Genomic DNA, 18,279 nt, shown 5'->3' with positions numbered 1-18,279 from the left:
TTTTGTATCTTACAAAGTGCCAGTCCACATTAGGAATGGCACTTCTTTATTACTGCCTTTACTTCGACCATCTATCACTTTAGTTAAAGAAGGATTTTTAAACAACATTATTATTTTTTAAAGGACTCTATTGCAAAATAAACATCTTTTTGTTACTTAACAAATTTACTTAGCTACGCAAAACACTATAATCTTTTGAATGAATTTCTAAGTTCAACTTATTTGAATAAGCCTTATTCAAAATAAGAAATACTATTCCTCCTGCAATTGGAAGTGTATAGGCTGGAATATAATTTAATAATAGACCTGATAATGCCAATGCTATTGGCTGCATCATTTTACCTATACTTAATCCAATACTGAGTACCCTCCCCCTATATTCATCAGGAATCTCTTTTTGCATGAAATAAATTAAAGGAATATCAATTAACGCTATTATTAGTCCTAAAAAGAACATAACAACACAATACGTAATAACGTATACAAAATCATTTACTTCAAAACTTTTGAATAGAACTGGAATTCCTGAAATAATCATAAAAACTGCCAACATTGAACTTAGCTTTTTCAAAAGATAAGAGTAAGAAAAACGATTAGTTATCTTTTTTACTAAAATTGCACCAATTATCATCCCTACTGGAAAAGTCCCTTGAATGATACCAAATTGCTTAGAACTAAGATTGAGAACTGTGTTAATAATGTATGGCAATGGAACAGTTACAGCAAACCCTAAGAAGAAATTAAGTGAAATTAAAATTCGAAACGTATTCTTTAAGCTTTCCTTTTCAATTAAGTATGAAAACCCCTCTTTTATATCTTTAATAAAATTAATTCTCCTTTTTGGGCATTCCTCATTTATGTTGAACTCGAACAGTTTAAAATGAATAAATAATATGGATATACCCGAAAGAATAAATGAAATACCGTTTATAATTATAAAAATTTTAATATCAAAGACTGCAAAAACGATGCCACCTAACATAGGACCGAGAATTAAAGATACAGAATCGATAATTTTACTTATAGAGTTAATACTCATAAGCCGCTCTTTAGAGACGATATTTGGTTTTGCGGCTTCTAATCCTATTCCAAAAAATGTTGTAAATACCGTTATAAGAAAGGTAGTAGCATAAATGATGAATAAGTTTAATCCATAATTGCTGCTTACTATATAAGTAACAATTAATAAACTTCCACTTAGTAAATCCATGCAAACGACCAGTTTCTTTTTATCAACTTTATCTGCAATTACACCGGCAAATGGATTCATAACAATCATTGGAATCGTTCCTAAAATGAGCGTAATCGCAAAATTTAACGCTGATCCGGTTATTTGTAAAACATACAATCCTAATGCGAAACTATATATAGAGCTACCGGATATTGATACTGTTTTTGCAATTGAATATAAACAAATATTTCTTAGTTCTTGGTTTCTTTTTTATTTTCTATATGTAATCGTAAACTTCCCATAACATTTCCCTCCCGCTGAACTTTGTATTACGTACAGTGTAAGTTCTCGGGTCAACACAATATCAATATGCTAGTATTAAAAACTTTTAAAAGAAAAATTTAAAAAGATGGGGTTAACCCCATCTTTTTCCGAAAAATGAATATGTATAAATTTCTTCTCCTTGAACAAAGAAATCCTCGTACTTTCCGCCTCGATCCAAATAATTTGAAGTTCTTTCATCAATGAATTGAAACTGTAGATTTTGGATTTCTTTCGTTACTTTTGAAAGTGTAAAATTTTCTCGAAACCTAGTTTTAATTTGGCTGTTTATGCTAAAATTTTTAAATAAAATAAATAAACTTAATAAATAACAATCCGTTTTAAAAAGTGGATTTAATTCGTGAAGTAAAAAATCCTCATGATCAAAACTATAATTGCTCGTACCAGAGTGATCAATTACAATATCAACAGACCGATTCTGAATAGGTATACTTAAAAAATCAGCACAGATAAAGAGAATGTTTCTTTTCGGATTTCTTCTTTCTAATACATCTTTTAAAAATAGTAGTTTATTCAAATCTCGATCAACTGCAATAAATAAGCAATCCTCGGGTAGTTCTTCATAAATATTTCGCAAAAAGAACCCAAGACCCGATCCTATATCAAGTAGTATTTTGTTATTTAAATCTAATTGCATTAGTTTCTTTTTCGCCCATTCTCCTTCTCTATGCATATTTTCCAAATATGCAGTATCAGTTTCATGAATATAATCTGAAATATAACTTTCAAGTGAAGATCGCTCATATGCTTTAAATAAATTGCCAGCTGTTAGAATACCTGAAGTAATAATGTATTCTTCCCCACAGTTACAAATTAACTTTCCCTCTGTAATTTGATTGCAATTAATAATTCCATTTTGAAGAATTAGGTTTTTGCTACACTTAGAACATGTAAGTAAATGAAGTACGCTTAAATCTATCCCAATAATAGCATTCGGAGTTTCATTTGTTAGCGATAAATCATTTAACACTTCTTTTAATTTATCCCTTCTCTCCTCTAAAATTTGTATTTCTTGTTCAAACATTTCGTATTTCGATTTAAATAAAGATTGGTAAAGAGTATCTTTTTCGTAATTCATAGATTTCGCTAAATTTTGATAAAGAAAAAGTTCTTTAATTTCATTCAAACTAAAACCTAGCCATTTGTACTCTAATATAAGCTCTATATCTTTTTGACAATACTCATCAAAAAAATAATGGCTACCCTTCTTTTCAGGAATAATTAGTCCGAGATCCATATAATGTCTAATTGTATCTATACTTATATTATTTTTTTCTCCAAACTTTCCGATTTTCATAATATCACTACCATTATAATATTTGTTTATACATACTTCTTTTTTTAGTAAAAAATCCTTTTATCTATACATTATTATTTGTGATACGGGAATGATGTAATGAAGCTTTTATATAATAAAAAAACCCGCGAATTATTCACGGGTTTTCCTCTTAATAACTAATTGCTATTGTTCCTTCACCTGCATGAACAGCAAATGAAATCGGCAATGGATAAAGCTTGAAATCCATTTCAGGGAATGCTTGTTTAATATCTGAAATCCATTCTTCAGCTCCATTTTTATCGTTAGCATAGAACATATGAAGTACTTTTGGTAATTCTTTTTCAAGCTCATTTTTAATGTATTCTCTACATTTTTGGATTTTACGCACTTTCTTTTCAAGTAAAAGTTCTCCGCCTTTTACTTCTAAGATTAAGTTGACACTTAATAAACTTCCAAGTAAAAATTGAACTCCCTTTACTCGACCACTTGCATATAAACCTTTTAAGCTTTTTGGAAATACATAAAAAGGCCTTCTTTTTTCATCTACTAATGTTTTATGTATATCTTGTAAAGTCATACCATCATTGTATAACGTTTTAGCTTTTCTCAAAAGTTCATCCATTGGATAACTTGTCGTTTCACTATCTAATACAGTTAAAGGGAAACCTGCCATATCAGCAGCTAGCTTCATATTTTGATAGGTCCCACTTACTTTTCCGCTAATAGCAACTGCAAAGCCTTCTTCATATTCTTCTTTGCATTTAGTAAATAACTCTACCATTTCCCCTATGTTAGGTTGCGAAGTAGTAACTGTTCTTCCATCATTTAACGCTTCATAAAGACGTTTATGAACTCCTTCTTCACAATCCTTATAAGACACTCCATCAATAATAACTTCAATTGGGATAACAAAGTTATCACCATCTGTTGTAAAACTCGCAGTTGTACTATCAGTAAACCAAGCAACACGCTTCATGTTGTTCCTCCCTTATTCTGTTCCTCTTTTCTGACTTTTCTATATATTTATCTTACGAAAAGAGAATATCCCCTGTAATAGTAACAGGACTTTATTATTTTGGCTATAGTAGATGTAATAATAAATGTGAATGTTTTTTGTCTATTTATCAAAAAAAGAAAACCACAAAATTTCCCGGCCTTCTTTTAACATTACTTAAATGTTTCGTTATCTAAAATTACAACATAATCATTCGTCAATCGGCCAGCTTCTTTCGTATAATTAACAAGCCTTTGTATGTTATCACAGCTAAGTTTTGCTCCCCATACGAGTAATGGTACGCCGATAAAGTCGATGTGGAACCTTCTAGAAAACAGACCACCGAAAGTCATTGGTAAAGGAACTGTTGGTGATGTATTAGAAAAAATAATCTTTTCATGGCTGTGATAATGTTTTTGCAGAATCTCTCCTAAATGCTTCATCGCAGGTACAACGACTTTGGATGCCCCGCACCCAATTGTATATACAGGATTCCCATATTCATCTTGTCCATGAAAAATAATCTTTCCCATATCCTCTGTTTTCAATTTATTAAAGTAATCTACATTTAATATTTCTTCTTTCGTTAACTTACGATCTGTTGGTAATTTATTTAAATGATAAGCTGCAGCGAGTGCAGTTGAATGCGTTCCACCGAAATCTGTGTAAATGAATATCATATTATCATCCCTTGTTGTAAAAGTTCAATATTATTTAGTATTACCGTTCACAGTGTTGTTAAACAAGGGACGAATGTATTTACGCTTTTTGTGTTAATTCATTATATTTTTTCCGAATATAATAGCGTCTACTAATTACGGTACCTAATGTGATACATAAAAAGGCATTCGTTACAACCATTAATGTGTGGTGAGTACTGCCAGGAAACATACTTTGCTTAATCACGATTTTCGCACCTAAAATAACAAGGAGAATAATTGTACTTAACCAATTTCCTTTTCGTAATACATGACCTGTTTCACTATCTAATCGAAATGTTAAAGCTTTTCCCCTAATAACTCCAAGACCCAATCCAATTCCAAGCATTGCAACGAAGAGAAGTCCTTGCAATATATTTAATTGTCCCATATGAATAATGGACTGGATTGTTACAAAGCACAGCAAAGCCGGAATGAGCCAAATACGATTAATATTCACTTTGTATTCCTTACCTTGAATTAATACAATTATAAGAATAACAAGTAGAATAACAAATAGAATATCCATTTAGAGTCCTCCTATATACTTGTTTACCTTTGAAAATTATATTCGTCTCTGTTTGAAATACGATAGCTACTTTAATTTGTATAATATGGAATGTGATTTCCCATCAGCCTTAAGCATTATTTATAAAAGTAAAAAGACGTACTTTTTACTCGTACGTCTCCTACTACTTGTTCTTCATGTATAGCAACTAGTTCAATTGCGGGATTTTCATATTTTTCTTTCCCTCTAAGTACATTGTCATAATATGCTGTATCTAAAAAAGATAACACACGGCAACGTACCTAGCCTATTTCGTCTTCTTTTTTATATGCTCTAATTTTTATATCCATGTAATTAAAAAGCTCCTTCTATTTCCACCATTAGTTTTTCAGGTCCTGCCCCTTTATTTGATGGAATAACTAATGTAATTCCTAATTCCGGGTATACGGCCGAGCGAAAACTCACGCCTGGATCATATCCCATTACATGATATTTAAAAATATTTTCTTGTCTTTTCTCAATCCATATTCCATAGCCGTAAGACTGGCTATTATTCACCAAAATATGAGGAGTTAAAAGTAACTTCGTATATTCGCGGCTTAATATTTCGTTGTTAAATAGAGCTTCCCAAAATTTCACCATGTCTGGTGCAGTAATATAAGCACCACCATCAGAACCTCCTTTTATGGGTATAGAGTATGCATTTGTTCTCCATTTTTGACTATTTACATCCTTTATATATCCGAGAGCAGTATGTTTTGGTAAATTATCTAAAGAGAAATAGCCTGAATCATTCATACCAACTGGAACAAATATGTTTCTTTCTATATATTCCGTAAATTCAAGTCCTGTCTGCTGTTCTATAATTAATCCAAGTATAATAAAACCTGCATTATTATAGTAAAACTTACTTCCTGGTGTAAACATCATATTACTGTTTTGGAATAATGGTAAAAAGTCTTTTAAACTTTTTAATAGATACATAGGAGTTTGTTTCCAAAGGTCTTCAAAGTTATCCATGATACTTTCATCAAAATAATCTGGAATACCCGAACTATGCGTTAAAAGTTGATGTACTGTAATATCTTCATTAAAGTTTGGGAATTTAATATGTAGACAATCTTTTAACTTTGTATGAAAAGTAATTACACCTCTTTCAACAAGTTGACAGATACTGATAGCAGTAAATAATTTGCATCCTGAGGCAATTCCAAATCTTGTTTGTAGTGTATTGTTTATACATTCACTTCGGTTAGCATATCCAAATGAATTTTCATAAATAATATCATCATCTTTTTTTATTAAGACTACCCCAGAAAAATCTATATTCCGATGTATTTCTTTTACAATTTTCTCTATTTGATCTTTTGTTTTTATCATAATAACCACCCTTATTTATTGGTATTGTTCTTTCCTCTTAATTATTTTTCCATATATAGGGGAAAGAAACCTCCTATTCAACCCCCTAATTTTCAAATAAAAACCAAGGGAACTATTTCGAATTTATTGATTCAGCGGAATATACCTTAGACCGCGATGGTAATAAAGTAAACACGCACAATATGATAGTAATAAGTAGCATTACCAATACTCCTACAATGACTACAAGTTGTATAGAAGTGAATTGAGTTGCAACGCCGAACAGAATCGTTATAAAAATTGTAAAAACAGCTATAACGAGCCCGTATATACTCCCGATTCGTCCCATCATATGAACCGGAACGTTATTTTGATAAAATGTGTAAAATCCCGTATTTGCATATGCCATAGAGAAAGATAAAACAAAGAATCCGATAGCAGCTATTAAAAACTCACTTGAAAAAGCATAAATCAAATATCCGATTGCAATGAATAATGATCCTATCCCAATTAGAAATGAAGGTGCTAATTTTTTTGATAAAATTGTATTTGTTATGGCTCCTAAAATAAAACCCGCTCCAGCGATACTAACTAAAAAGCCATATTCACTATCTGTTAACAATAAAACTTCTTTCGCAAACGATAGTTCAAGTGAATCTATAGCGGTAGCTAAAACCATCATTCCTTGGAATAGGAAATAAACACATACTATATACACAGATTTTTTGCTGAAATTTAAAACTATGTTCCAATCTTTTTTAGTACAGTTAGAGATAACTTATCAGTTGTTGTATTAGAATCGTATTTTTTATCAAGATCAGGTAAAAGTAATGTAATTAACCCTGATAACAGAAATGCTATAGTATTTATATATATAGCAAACTCTGGAGTACTCGCTATTAATAATACTCCTGCTACTGCTGGACCAATTAATGATGCACCAGATCCTATTAAACTACGTAGTGAGTTGAAACGTTGTCTTTGCTCTACTGGAATTAATTTCGTCATATATGTCATAGCAGTTGGCTCATAAATCGCACTAGCCATGCTAATAAAGAATACTAAAAGATAGATAATCCAAAGAGATGGAAGCAAGGGTAAAATGGCGATAAATACTGCGCGGTATATATCAAGGTGAATCATTAACTTCCGTTTGTTTAAACGATCTATCATACTTCCCGACCAAGCGTTTGTAAATAAAGCAGCTAATGGTTTAATCACATATAAAGTAGCAACCGCTAAAGCTGAGCCGCCCATATTATAGACAAGTACATTAAGTGCTATTAAGTAAATCCATGCACCTAAATTCGCAATACCAACTCCGGACAATAGTAATAAAGGATATTTCCAATCTTTAAGTAATTTTTTCACTTTAGGCACCCGCTTTCTAAATTGTTTTAAAACAATAAAAAAATCCCACCCCCAAGACTTTTAGTCTTAGGGACGAGATTTATCATCGCGGTGCCACCCTAGTTTGTTAATATGTCGCCATATTAACCTTATCAGGTACTGCACTATTTTCATGCTTATACCTTAGCTCTATAACGGGAGCTCCCGTCACACCATCCACTTTTAAAAGGTTCCGATGTGCTGCTCAGAGGCTTGATTCAATAAAGAATTTTTGCTCCTTTTCAGCTAAGTGGAGCTCTCTGTGAAAAATTCATTTTATTTACTCTTCTCTTCACTGCATTTGATTTTTTCCATATTATCACATAGGTTTTATATTGTAAATAATTAAAAAGAATAATCAGTTTTTTTAAAAGTGAGCATCGTTTATAATTTTGTAACTTGATTTTTTATTTATTAAAAAATACGGTGCGTGAAATTGCTTGTAACTCTAACAAAAAGAGCCTATTATACTATAGACTCTTACAAAATTCGATATTAATTTGTACTCGCTTCTGCTAATGGTTCTAGAGGCGGTTCCAAATCTAGTTTTAAAGTATCACCTTCTTGTATATATTGTCCCTTTTCAATGCTTTGACTCGTTACATACCCTGTACCTGTTGTTTTTAAATCTAATTTCAACAACTTAGAGAAATACATAACATCACGCATTGACCAACCTTTTAGGTTAGGCATTTTCACATTACTTCCTACTAGAAATATGCGATCTCCTTCACTCGTTACCTCGCCAGTCTGTGGATATTGTTTTATTATCTTTCCTTCTCCTAATAATACCGGCTGAAGTTTCTCTTTTTCTGCAATGTTTTTTACAGTATCCATTGTTTGATTTACATAATTTTGTACTTTTATTTCAGATTGCTTTGTTGCATCTGCCATTTGCTTTTCTGTATATGGTTTCACTTTTAAATATTCTAGACTATTTTTCATAACTGGTTTAAAAATTTCAGCAAGAGGCTGAGCACCGTATTCATTCCCCTTTAATTTAGGTTGCTTAATGGCTAAATATACGACTAATTGCGGATCATCAATTGGAGCCATTCCTAAGAATGAAAAAATATAATTATCTTTCCCTTCCATATATCGTCCATTTTCAGGATTCGGAATTTGCGCTGTCCCTGTTTTACCACCAATCGGATAACCATCAATTTTATACATCGTTCCCGTTCCTTTTGATGAAGTAATAACTCGCTCCATTAAGTTCCTTACCTCTTCTGCAGTTTCTTTTTTAATCGGATTCCCTATTTCTTTAGGTTGATTTTCCATAATAACTTGTTTATTTGTTGGATTTACAACCTTATCAACAATATAAGGTTGCATCATTTTTCCGTCATTTGCAATTGCTGTGGCCGCTTGTACGATTTGAATAGGAGTTACAGTTGAGCCTTGGCCGAAAGAAGTAGTAACTTGTTGAATTTGAGTATTTAACAATAATGTATTTTTACTTTCTCCAGGTAAATCTATACCTGTTTTTTGATTGAAACCAAATTTATTCATATATTGCTTGAATTTATTTGGTTTCAGTAACTGGTCTTCTAAAATAGAAAAAGCAACGTTCGATGACCTTTCAAACCCTTCATCAAATGTAATTGAGCCCCATCCATAGCCGCCATTATGATCTTTAATCTCTGCTGAACCAACTGCGTATTTTCCTGATTGGAAATATTCTTTCCCGTTATATACACCTTCATTAATTGCAGCAGCTAATGTAAAAACTTTCATTGTAGACCCTGGTTCGAATGCATTCGCAATTGGATCGTTTAAAAAATATTCAATGTCTCCTTTGTTAGGATTATAACTAGGCTTACTAGACATTGCTAAAATCTTACCTGTTTTTGGATCCGCAATAATACCTACTAACATAGAAGGATCATAGTGTTGCTCAGCTTTATTCATCGCGTCTTCTAAAAAACTATTAATTTGTTTATCAAGCGTAAGATACACGTTATTTCCATTTTTAGCAGGTTCTACTTTTCCTATATCATTTGTAAGTGGGATTCCTTTTCTTGAACCTACATATGAAACATTACCATTTGTAGAGCGCAAATATTTATCCAAACTTTCTTCAAGCCCAAACTTCCCCACCGCATTACCTTTATCGTCTGGTCTTGCAAAACCAAGTATATACGAGGCGAAATCTTCATTTGGGTATACTCTGGCTTTTTCTGTTGTGAAAGATACACCTGGTATTTTCAAATTATTAATCTCTTCCTTCACTTCTCTAGATAAGTTACGTCCAATTTTACCAATTTCAACTTGCGTACGTCCTTCATGAAAATTTTTCATGATCTCCTCTTTATCAACTTCAAGCGCATCTGCTAAACGTTGTGCAGTATCTTCTTTATCTTTTAATTTATCTTTTCCTTTTAAGTTTACAACGATGCGATATGTCGTTGAGTCTTGGACTAATACTTTACCGTTTTGATCATAAATTGTCCCGCGATTTGCCTCTAAAACTCCATTTTTGTTTTGTTGTTCCTTCGCAAGATCCTTTACATTAACATTATGCACGACTCCTACTGCTTGAATATAAAATATACGTAAAAGCATAGTAAGAAACAAAACAATAAAAGCAATCATCATATATCGAGCGCCTTTATTCGTTTGAAGTTTATGCATACTAATCTCCTTTCCTTTACAATGCATTAATGCGAAGATGCGCTACTAAATATGTTCTTTAATATAGTAGATACTATATTTTTCGAAGTTTTTTTACTAATTCCTCTATAACAATAAGAAAACCAGTTCTGTTGCTATTTATTTTTTATTAATTTTGTATTTTTTAATATAAAATACGGTAAGTGAAATTTAAGAATATTCAAAAAAGAACCTACTTTTTGTAGGTTCTTAAGATTAAGCTATATGGTTGTATTTCGCTAAAAATGGCAACCGTTTTGCTACTAGTGCATACATTTTGAAAATAAAACTTGCTAACGGTTCAAATATATGTGCGCTTTGCATCACTAATCCACTTGTAATAAATGTTAAGAACGCAGCACCAAGTATATCTAGAGGATAATGAACGCCTACGTACATGCGTGATACACCGACTAATATTGCCCATATTAACGCGATATATTTAAGTTTTTCTCCTCTTAGAATAAATACGAAAGCAATCGAAAATACGAGTACAGAATGATCACTTACAAATGATGAATCTGCTGCATGCGGTACTAATTGATTTACATGATGTGTTATAAAAGGACGCGGATGGTAATATACCGCATGTATAAGAACATTTACTAATAATGCAATACTAACTGAAAGTGTCGTATATAACACTGTATATTGTTTTCTAATTGCATTCTCTTTCTTTCCATTATTGAACCATAGGATAAGCATGAATAGAATAGCTACATATGGAACACTATTTGTAATAGCGATCATTAGCGTATCTAATAGCTTGGATGATCCAGCAAAGTTATTAATCCATTGAAATACTGTGTAATTCATATTACTCTCTCCTTATTATTACTCATTGTACTTTAAATAAAGATACAAGTGTTCTTGATTTACACAGTATACAACATCAATATGAAAATGTGCTTAAACTTTTCTCATCTAATTCTCATTTTGTTACTATTCATTTGACAATGGTGTAACTATTTACACGAGCTAAATATGTATAAAGGTTGTAAACCATTTTAAATAGTATGGTGAACACTCTATGCATGAATATAATACATAACATATTCATTTAAATATATTAGTTACGAAATCATATTCTTATTCCATACGAAGGGCAATATTACCGAATTGTTCTCCTTGCTGCATTCGATTTAAAGCTTGGATTGCTTCTTCTAATGGATATACTTTATCAATAATTGGTTTAATATTATGTTTCTCTATAAAATGAACCATCTCATTAAATTCTTCACGGCTTCCCATTGATGTTCCCATAATATCAATTTGATTATAAAATAATGCTCGTAACGGTAATTCGATTTTATCTCCTGAACTTGCACCAAAGTTAACGATTCTTCCATTTGGTTTTAATATATCAAAATATTTTAAGAAAGTCGCCGGACCTATACTATCTATAATTAAATCCACTTTTTCTCCATGTAGGCACTCTTCCCAATTACCAGAACTATTAAAAGAAAAGTCTGCACCATATTTTTCAGCAGCCTTTCTTTTGTCCTCTATCCTTGAAGTAACACTCACCTTTGCTCCAATTGCTTTAGCAAATAACATAGCATAAGTAGCTACACCACCGCCAATTCCCGGAATTAGAACATGTTCTTCAGATTTCAATCTACCTTTTGTAAAAAGCGCTCTATATGCAGTTAATGCCGATAAAGATAATACACCAGATTCTTCCCACGTAAGATAAGATGGCTTTTTTACTACATTTTCAGCCGGCACAATAACATATTCGGCAAACGTTCCATCGGCTGGTCCACCTAGTACTTCAGGTAACTCTGGTAGTTCATGAGTATTATTCCATCCAATACTAGGATTTATTATAACCTCTGTATATAGTGCGCCATTTGAAACATCCTCTCCTAATTCCGTAACAATACCTGCACCATCTGATCCTAAAATTAAAGGTAATTCCATATCTTTTCTATTATTCATTATAAATAAATCACGATGATTTAAACCTGCTGCTTTTAATTTCACTTTAACTTCCCCCACATTAGGAGTTATCTCCGGTGATAATTTATATTCTAAACCTTCTAATCCTTTTTTATGTTGATGTACAATAGCTTTCATTAATTATTCCCCCTTAATCCTTTCAATGTACTTTAAATATCGAAATAAATAAAATAATTTGATTACTAAGCATCAAAAAAGGAGGAAATACAAAATGTATTCCTCCTTTTAAAGAGTATTTTCAAAAAGAATTTTTTACCTTTAACTATTCATGTGTAGTATCAGGAAATGTAATTGTAACAATTGTTCCTTCATTTTCTTTACTCTCTAATTGAATAGTTCCGCTATATTTTTCTACAAGCCGTTTTGCAATAGATAAACCTAGCCCATTGCCACCTTGTTTTCGGCTTCTCGCTTTATCGACTCTATAAAAACGGTTAAGAACAAATGGTAAATCCGATTCAGGTATTCCCGCTCCATGATCTATTATGCGAATATTAATTTTCCCCGACTGTATACTTGATTCAATACAAATATACTTATCAGTTTCTTTTGTATATTTCACTGCATTATCCAATACAATAATAATAATTTGTTCTAAGTAAGATGATGGCATTGAAACATATGCATCATCTGCATCCAATTTCATATCAAATTTAAAGTCCGTTTGCAGTACTGTAAAGTTTTGTGTAACTTGTTTTAATACGCTATTAACATGGACTCGTTCGACTGCTATTGGATGCATCTGTTCTGCTTCAGCTCTTGATAGTTCTAGCAGTTCTGAAACTAATTTATTTAATCGATCTACTTCTTTTAGACTGGATTGAAGAGATTTATCCAATACTGCTGAATCATTTTTCCCCCATCGATTCAGCATTGATAAGTGCCCTTGAATAATTGTTAATGGTGTTCTTAATTCATGCGATGCGTCTTCTACAAACTGTTTTTGCTGTGTAAAAGAAGTTTCTACTTCATCCATCATTTCATTAAAAAGAATCGATAATTTTGCGAGTTCATCATTATTTTCTCGTACTGGAACTCTTTCATTTAGTCCGTTTTTCTTAATACGCTTCATCGTATCCGTTATGTTTTGGACACTTGATAAAAGCTTTTTCGTTATAAGTATTCCGCCTAAAAAACTAAACACTAATCCACATATCCCTGCAAAGACCATTACCACTAAGATAATTTTTAATAAATGATCAAATGTCTCTAAGTTTTTCGTAAGTTCAATAGTTCCCGTGAATTTTTTTGTTTGAATTGGTATGCGCTCAACTAATATTCGATCTTCTATATGTCTTTTTATTAAGGATTCATCTTGGGTAACCTGTTTTGGTTTTATCCAAGCTTCATTAAAATCTCGAGAAACAGTAACAATGGGCTTTCCATCATTTCCGATAATACGAATCATTTGATGTTTATCAATCATATTATTTAGAAATTCTTTACTATTTTCAAATGTTTTGCTCGAGAGCGTTTCGTTTTTATCTTGAAAATATGCCGCTATTTCTGTCAATTGTCTGTTTATTTGTTTCTGTTCATAATCTATAGTCCACTTATTAATTACAATGAATTGTAACGTGCTATACAAAATAAACAAAATGAATACTAGTGTAGTGGACCAAAGTGTTAATTTCCACTTTATAGGTAAATTCCGAATTCGGTACACAATGTTTTTTATCATTTCATTATATATCCAGCACCGCGGACTGTTTGGATATACTCCTCCTTATCCACACTATGTAACTTATTACGTAAATAACGAACATATACATCGACTATATTCGTCTCAACCATTGCATCATATCCCCATACTTGATCCAGTAAAATATCACGGGTAAGAACTCGATTAATATTTTTCATAAACATAAGCAGTAGCTCGAATTCTTTATTTGTAAGTTCAATTTCTTCATTTTCTTTAGTTATAGTTCGAGATTCAATCTGAAGCTGTAGATCTTTAAACGAAAGAAATGATGCGTGCTTTTGCTCTGTATTTTCTTCTCTCCTAAAAATCACTCTCATACGTGCTAAAAGTTCTTCAATCGCAAACGGTTTTGGAAGATAATCATCAGCTCCACTATCTAACCCTGTCACACGGTCCATAATACTATCACGAGCAGTCAACATAATAATAGGTGTACTTTTAGTTGCTCTTAGTCGACGACATACTTCCAGTCCATTTAATCCTGGTAACATTAAATCAAGTAATATGAGATCATAACTATTTTCAAGTGCTGCTTCTAATCCCTTTCTTCCATCAAGTTGTATATCTACTATATATCCTTCATACTTTAATTCTAATTCTAAAAAATCTGCTAAGCTTTCCTCATCTTCAATAATTAGTATATGTTGCAACGATACTTCCTCCTATACGATTAAATGAATAAGTAATCCTATTCCGAATATGACTGCAATGATTTGATGTGCTTTTCGATACATCTTCAATTTTGTTTTCTGATTAGATTTCTGTAAAACAAATCCCGCAACCCCTAATGTTATTAAGGTTAAAAGAGAAAATATACCACTGTATATTAGTATTATATGACGACTTCCTTTTATTAAAAAGTAACCACCGTGAGTAGTCGCAACAGCTATTACAGCGTATCCAATTAATACGTGAAAATGTTTTATAAAAAGATATAGCTCTTTAATTATTTTAAATCCGTGTATATGTTTCTTCTTTAAAAATAACCATATATGACGTAAGAACCATAATGATGCAGCTATAATTGCCCCATATTCACCAAAAGAACCTAATTGCTTATTTAACCATTTTATATTTAGTACATTCCCGTAGAGAATATTAATAAATAGCAATTCTACACTGCAAATAATAATAGTAATGCCTATTATTTTAACATATATATGGAAATATTTATTTCTAAGTATTTTCTCCATTTTATATAATCCCCTTTTGACTCAAAAGCTCTATAATCGCAGTGTATCAAGTAAAAGAGAGAATAACATGAGAGAAAGATTAAAATAAAATGAGAATCTGCAAACTACTTATATTTTATTTATATCCTTTTTGGCCAATTCTAATATGTTGCAAATAAACGGTGCTTTTGCATTTGTATATGAAACACGATCAAAAGGATATGTAGCAGCAAGCATCTCTTTTAATACTCTATATTCTTCACGTGCCCACTCATGATTTATTAGAAAGTCTCGAAATAAAAGGTTGTTCCTCCATTCCTCGCTATTATAAATATAAACATGTAAATGGTGGGTACCAGCTCTCCATTTACCTTTTCTAAAAAAACGCCAATTAGGTGTTTTTTTAGGAACATATTCATAGCCAATTTCTTCTAGGGCTTCCCTCCAATTTCCGGTAATTTGTAAATTTGTTACGCCGATCATCATATCAATAAGAGGTTTAGCCCCTAACCCTTCTACGGCTGTGCTTCCTATATGTTCAATAGCAATAATTTCTTCATGGAGTAACGGCACAATTTTATTTTTTTCATTTAAAAACTCTGTATGCCAATATTGTTGGTACGGTTTAATTATGATTTTTCCATCCATTTGCTTTCCTCCTTATAACTGTATATTATTATATTTATAAAATTTAAGTTTATAAATATAGGGATTTCACAAAATATGTCGAATACTGTAATGGACAACTTAATTATATTAAATTTGAGGTGAATTATGAAAGATATTCCAGTTAAAATTCAGTTAGATACTATAACATTCCAACTAAAAAAACATCATAATTTTGATTGGCTTACAAAACTAGGTACAGTATTTGCGGTTTTTGACCAACAAGATTCCGGTAATATAAGTTTTGGTGTTGAAAAGAATGGGAAAAAGAACTTTATAAAATATGCAGGGGCACAAACACTCGCATATAATGCTTCTACAAATGAAGCTATACAAAGATTAAAAAGCTCAGTTACTATATACAATGAATTAAAACACGTTTCTCTTATAAGTTTAATTGATCACTACCCTGTACAACATGGATATGTTGTAATTTTTGATTGGTTTGACGGTGAATGTCTTCACCCGCACTGGAGTTTCCCACCCCCAGAAAAATATAATGATCCTAACTCACCATTTTATAAATATAAGAAATTATCCGTTAAAAATAGGCTAGTTTCATTAAATTCTATTTTTAATTTCCATACTTACGTTGAACACAAAAACTATGTAGCTATTGATTTTTATGACGGTAGTATTTTGTACAACTTTAAAACTAATGAAACAAAAATTTGTGATATTGATTTATACAGTAACAAACCGTATGTAAATAAGATGGGACGAATGTGGGGGTCATCTCGTTTTATGTCACCTGAAGAGTTTCAACTTAATGCTATGATAGACGGGAAAACTAATGTATTTAATATGGGGGCTATAGCTTTCGCACTATTAGGTGGCGGGCAAGATCGTTCCTTTATGAAATGGGAAGCTAGTGCAGGCTTATATGAAGTAGCATACCGTGCTGTAAATGAAAATCGTAGTGAGCGCTATGCGTCAATGGAAGAGTTTAATAATGCATGGTTAAAAGCCTATAACACTGAAAATCTATAAAAACTAAATACATTGTAAAAGTACATGTAAAACTTGTACTTTTATAATGTATAATACATATGGGATTGAAATTCAGGATAACGGGGCATGTATTATGAACTTTGTTTACATTAATCAAAATGTTTTAAATAATCTTCTTTATATTTTAAGCAGTATATTTGTTTTTTATTTTATTTATGATAGTGGGTACTTCGGGAAGAAATATAAGAAACTACTTATCATTCTTTGTACGAGTATCCCACTAATTTTATGTATGCGGTATCCCATCTATATGGATGAAAATTATATTCACGATTTAAGACAAATCCCCTTTTTAATTGGTACACTTTATGGTGGATTTCCAGTCGGTATTGCATTACTCATGATTTTATTAATAATACGTTTTATGTTTTATGGTTTTAGCCTGTTAACAATCATTGTTTATGGAACGATGTTAATAATTACAGCATTCGCATCCTCAAAATTTAATACATACAATAGGAAAATAAAAGTAACTTCATCTATGTTTTTAACTTTTTTCCTTGCAATATTTACAACAGTAATTGTTTTAACTCTATCAGATTTTGAAGTGAATAATTTGTACATTATTTATTTCATTCTATTACCAACTATTTTAATATTATTTATGGTCTATTTTAATGAGGTTTTAAAAGATGCAATATTTATGCGATCAAAATTAATAAAAGTTGAAAAAATGGAGATTGTCAGCCAACTCGCTGCAAGTATTTCACATGAAGTAAGGAATCCATTGACTGTTGTAAAAGGATTTACACAACTTTTAAAAACACCCAATATAACTCAACAATCCAAAGATGAGTATATTGAACATATTCTTGAAGAGTTAAATCGTGCACAAGCAATTATTGATGATTACTTAACTTTTGCCAAACCGGCTTCAGAAAAACTAGATCATATTTCAGTGGAGCACGAGTTAAATCGAGTTATTAATATGATGTTGCCTTTTTGTAACATGAATAATATTAATATTACAAAAGAGTTCTCAGAGGGAACAATTATTGGTAATACACAGCACTTCCATCAATGTTTTTTAAATTTAATAAAAAACAGTATAGAAGCAATGCCATGTGGCGGTAATCTAATTATTTCTGCAACTGTTAGCAATAATAAGGTCATAATAAGGATTCAAGATAGTGGAGTTGGAATGTCGCAAGAGCAAATTAATCGATTTGGCGAACCATATTTTAGTACAAAAACGAAAGGTACTGGTTTAGGCACGATGGTTGCTGTTAAAATTATTGAAACGATGCGAGGCAGTTTAAAAATCCGAAGTGTCGTTAATAAAGGAACTACTTTAACTATTACATTCCCAAAATATAATAATGAGAGCACGTTGCATAATAAATAAAAAAGGAGCATAATGGCTCCTTTTTTATT

General features: G+C 31.5%; 14 protein-coding genes, 3 pseudogenes and 1 other annotated feature. Of the genes and pseudogenes, 2 read left to right on the top strand and 15 right to left on the bottom strand.

The genetic code is table 11. From position 1 onward, the window contains the following. Nucleotides 1-169 precede the first annotated feature (169 nt). The 15 genes and pseudogenes from JFU20_RS29120 to JFU20_RS29050 form a co-directional block, all read right to left on the bottom strand. Nucleotides 170-1,473 (bottom strand): annotated as a pseudogene (locus JFU20_RS29120) (MFS transporter). Nucleotides 1,474-1,586: 113 nt separating this feature from the next. Then, on the bottom strand, nucleotides 1,587-2,810 hold the full coding sequence (locus tag JFU20_RS29115) for a methyltransferase domain-containing protein (RefSeq protein ID WP_002013195.1): 1,224 nt from the start codon (nucleotides 2,808-2,810) through the stop codon (nucleotides 1,587-1,589). 151 nt (nucleotides 2,811-2,961) lie between these two features. After that, nucleotides 2,962-3,768 (bottom strand): DegV family protein, encoded by an 807-nt coding sequence (locus JFU20_RS29110; RefSeq protein WP_002013192.1) that lies wholly within the window; start codon nucleotides 3,766-3,768, stop codon nucleotides 2,962-2,964. A 191-nt stretch (nucleotides 3,769-3,959) separates the two neighbouring features. Then, nucleotides 3,960-4,466 (bottom strand): DUF3189 family protein, encoded by a 507-nt coding sequence (locus JFU20_RS29105; RefSeq protein ID WP_002013190.1) that lies wholly within the window; start codon nucleotides 4,464-4,466, stop codon nucleotides 3,960-3,962. A gap of 79 nt (nucleotides 4,467-4,545) precedes the next feature. Next, entirely contained in the window at nucleotides 4,546-5,013 is a 468-nt protein-coding gene (locus tag JFU20_RS29100) for a hypothetical protein (protein ID WP_002013189.1), read from the bottom strand. A gap of 143 nt (nucleotides 5,014-5,156) precedes the next feature. Further along, nucleotides 5,157-5,282: pseudogene (locus tag JFU20_RS29095) on the bottom strand (GNAT family acetyltransferase); the annotation flags it as partial. 64 nt (nucleotides 5,283-5,346) lie between these two features. Beyond that, nucleotides 5,347-6,372, bottom strand: a complete 1,026-nt coding sequence (locus JFU20_RS29090) for a serine hydrolase domain-containing protein (protein ID WP_016120294.1) — start codon at nucleotides 6,370-6,372, stop codon at nucleotides 5,347-5,349. A gap of 112 nt (nucleotides 6,373-6,484) precedes the next feature. Beyond that, nucleotides 6,485-7,722, bottom strand: a pseudogene (locus JFU20_RS29085) (MFS transporter). 65 nt (nucleotides 7,723-7,787) lie between these two features. Beyond that, nucleotides 7,788-8,045 (bottom strand) — a binding site (T-box leader). A 190-nt stretch (nucleotides 8,046-8,235) separates the two neighbouring features. Then, nucleotides 8,236-10,374: a penicillin-binding protein gene (locus JFU20_RS29080; protein ID WP_201039205.1), complete on the bottom strand. Its 2,139-nt coding sequence runs from the start codon at nucleotides 10,372-10,374 to the stop codon at nucleotides 8,236-8,238. 234 nt (nucleotides 10,375-10,608) lie between these two features. Further along, complete coding sequence (locus JFU20_RS29075; protein ID WP_002165696.1) at nucleotides 10,609-11,208, bottom strand: undecaprenyl-diphosphatase; 600 nt, start codon at nucleotides 11,206-11,208, stop codon at nucleotides 10,609-10,611. Nucleotides 11,209-11,481: 273 nt separating this feature from the next. Beyond that, the gene (locus JFU20_RS29070; RefSeq protein ID WP_002013180.1) at nucleotides 11,482-12,471 is read right to left on the bottom strand and encodes a zinc-binding dehydrogenase; all 990 of its coding nucleotides are present in this window, start codon (nucleotides 12,469-12,471) and stop codon (nucleotides 11,482-11,484) included. A 145-nt stretch (nucleotides 12,472-12,616) separates the two neighbouring features. Beyond that, nucleotides 12,617-14,035 carry a HAMP domain-containing histidine kinase gene (locus JFU20_RS29065; protein ID WP_002165695.1) on the bottom strand — a complete coding sequence of 473 codons (1,419 nt, stop codon included), beginning with the start codon at nucleotides 14,033-14,035 and terminating at the stop codon, nucleotides 12,617-12,619. After that, nucleotides 14,032-14,706 (bottom strand): response regulator transcription factor, encoded by a 675-nt coding sequence (locus JFU20_RS29060; RefSeq protein ID WP_002013178.1) that lies wholly within the window; start codon nucleotides 14,704-14,706, stop codon nucleotides 14,032-14,034. Before JFU20_RS29060 ends, JFU20_RS29065 begins: the two co-directional genes overlap by 4 nt. A 12-nt stretch (nucleotides 14,707-14,718) precedes the next feature. Beyond that, nucleotides 14,719-15,249 carry a hypothetical protein gene (locus tag JFU20_RS29055; protein ID WP_002013177.1) on the bottom strand — a complete coding sequence of 177 codons (531 nt, stop codon included), beginning with the start codon at nucleotides 15,247-15,249 and terminating at the stop codon, nucleotides 14,719-14,721. 108 nt (nucleotides 15,250-15,357) lie between these two features. Beyond that, nucleotides 15,358-15,876, bottom strand: coding sequence for a GrpB family protein (locus JFU20_RS29050; protein WP_002013175.1), 519 nt, complete (start codon nucleotides 15,874-15,876; stop codon nucleotides 15,358-15,360). 126 nt (nucleotides 15,877-16,002) lie between these two features. Between JFU20_RS29050 and JFU20_RS29045 the strand changes: the two genes are divergently transcribed. Further along, a complete protein-coding gene (locus tag JFU20_RS29045) occupies nucleotides 16,003-16,884 on the top strand; it encodes a protein kinase family protein (protein ID WP_002013173.1) in 882 nt (293 codons plus the stop codon). A gap of 46 nt (nucleotides 16,885-16,930) precedes the next feature. Beyond that, nucleotides 16,931-18,250 (top strand): sensor histidine kinase, encoded by a 1,320-nt coding sequence (locus JFU20_RS29040; protein ID WP_002165694.1) that lies wholly within the window; start codon nucleotides 16,931-16,933, stop codon nucleotides 18,248-18,250. The last annotated feature ends 29 nt before the right edge of the window (nucleotides 18,251-18,279 follow it).

Origin of the sequence: Bacillus sp. TH30, assembly GCF_016650875.1 — a bacterium.
In the GTDB taxonomy this organism is placed as follows: Bacteria; Bacillota; Bacilli; order Bacillales; family Bacillaceae_G; genus Bacillus_A; species Bacillus_A mycoides.
Note: the sequence above shows the minus strand (reverse complement) of the source record. Positions and strands in the feature narration are given on the sequence as shown.

Bases quoted from the DNA above. Each gene is read 5' to 3' on its own strand.
- JFU20_RS29045 (WP_002013173.1), top strand. From the start codon at position 16,003: ATGAAAGATATTCCAGTTAAAATTCAGTTAGATACTATAACATTCCAA.
- JFU20_RS29065 (WP_002165695.1), bottom strand. From the start codon at position 14,035: ATGATAAAAAACATTGTGTACCGAATTCGGAATTTACCTATAAAGTGG.
- JFU20_RS29090 (WP_016120294.1), bottom strand. From the start codon at position 6,372: ATGATAAAAACAAAAGATCAAATAGAGAAAATTGTAAAAGAAATACAT.
- JFU20_RS29075 (WP_002165696.1), bottom strand. From the start codon at position 11,208: ATGAATTACACAGTATTTCAATGGATTAATAACTTTGCTGGATCATCC.
- JFU20_RS29110 (WP_002013192.1), bottom strand. From the start codon at position 3,768: ATGAAGCGTGTTGCTTGGTTTACTGATAGTACAACTGCGAGTTTTACA.
- JFU20_RS29050 (WP_002013175.1), bottom strand. From the start codon at position 15,876: ATGGATGGAAAAATCATAATTAAACCGTACCAACAATATTGGCATACA.
- JFU20_RS29080 (WP_201039205.1), bottom strand. From the start codon at position 10,374: ATGCATAAACTTCAAACGAATAAAGGCGCTCGATATATGATGATTGCT.
- JFU20_RS29040 (WP_002165694.1), top strand. From the start codon at position 16,931: ATGTATAATACATATGGGATTGAAATTCAGGATAACGGGGCATGTATT.
- JFU20_RS29100 (WP_002013189.1), bottom strand. From the start codon at position 5,013: ATGGATATTCTATTTGTTATTCTACTTGTTATTCTTATAATTGTATTA.
- JFU20_RS29070 (WP_002013180.1), bottom strand. From the start codon at position 12,471: ATGAAAGCTATTGTACATCAACATAAAAAAGGATTAGAAGGTTTAGAA.
- JFU20_RS29105 (WP_002013190.1), bottom strand. From the start codon at position 4,466: ATGATATTCATTTACACAGATTTCGGTGGAACGCATTCAACTGCACTC.
- JFU20_RS29115 (WP_002013195.1), bottom strand. From the start codon at position 2,810: ATGAAAATCGGAAAGTTTGGAGAAAAAAATAATATAAGTATAGATACA.
- JFU20_RS29055 (WP_002013177.1), bottom strand. From the start codon at position 15,249: ATGGAGAAAATACTTAGAAATAAATATTTCCATATATATGTTAAAATA.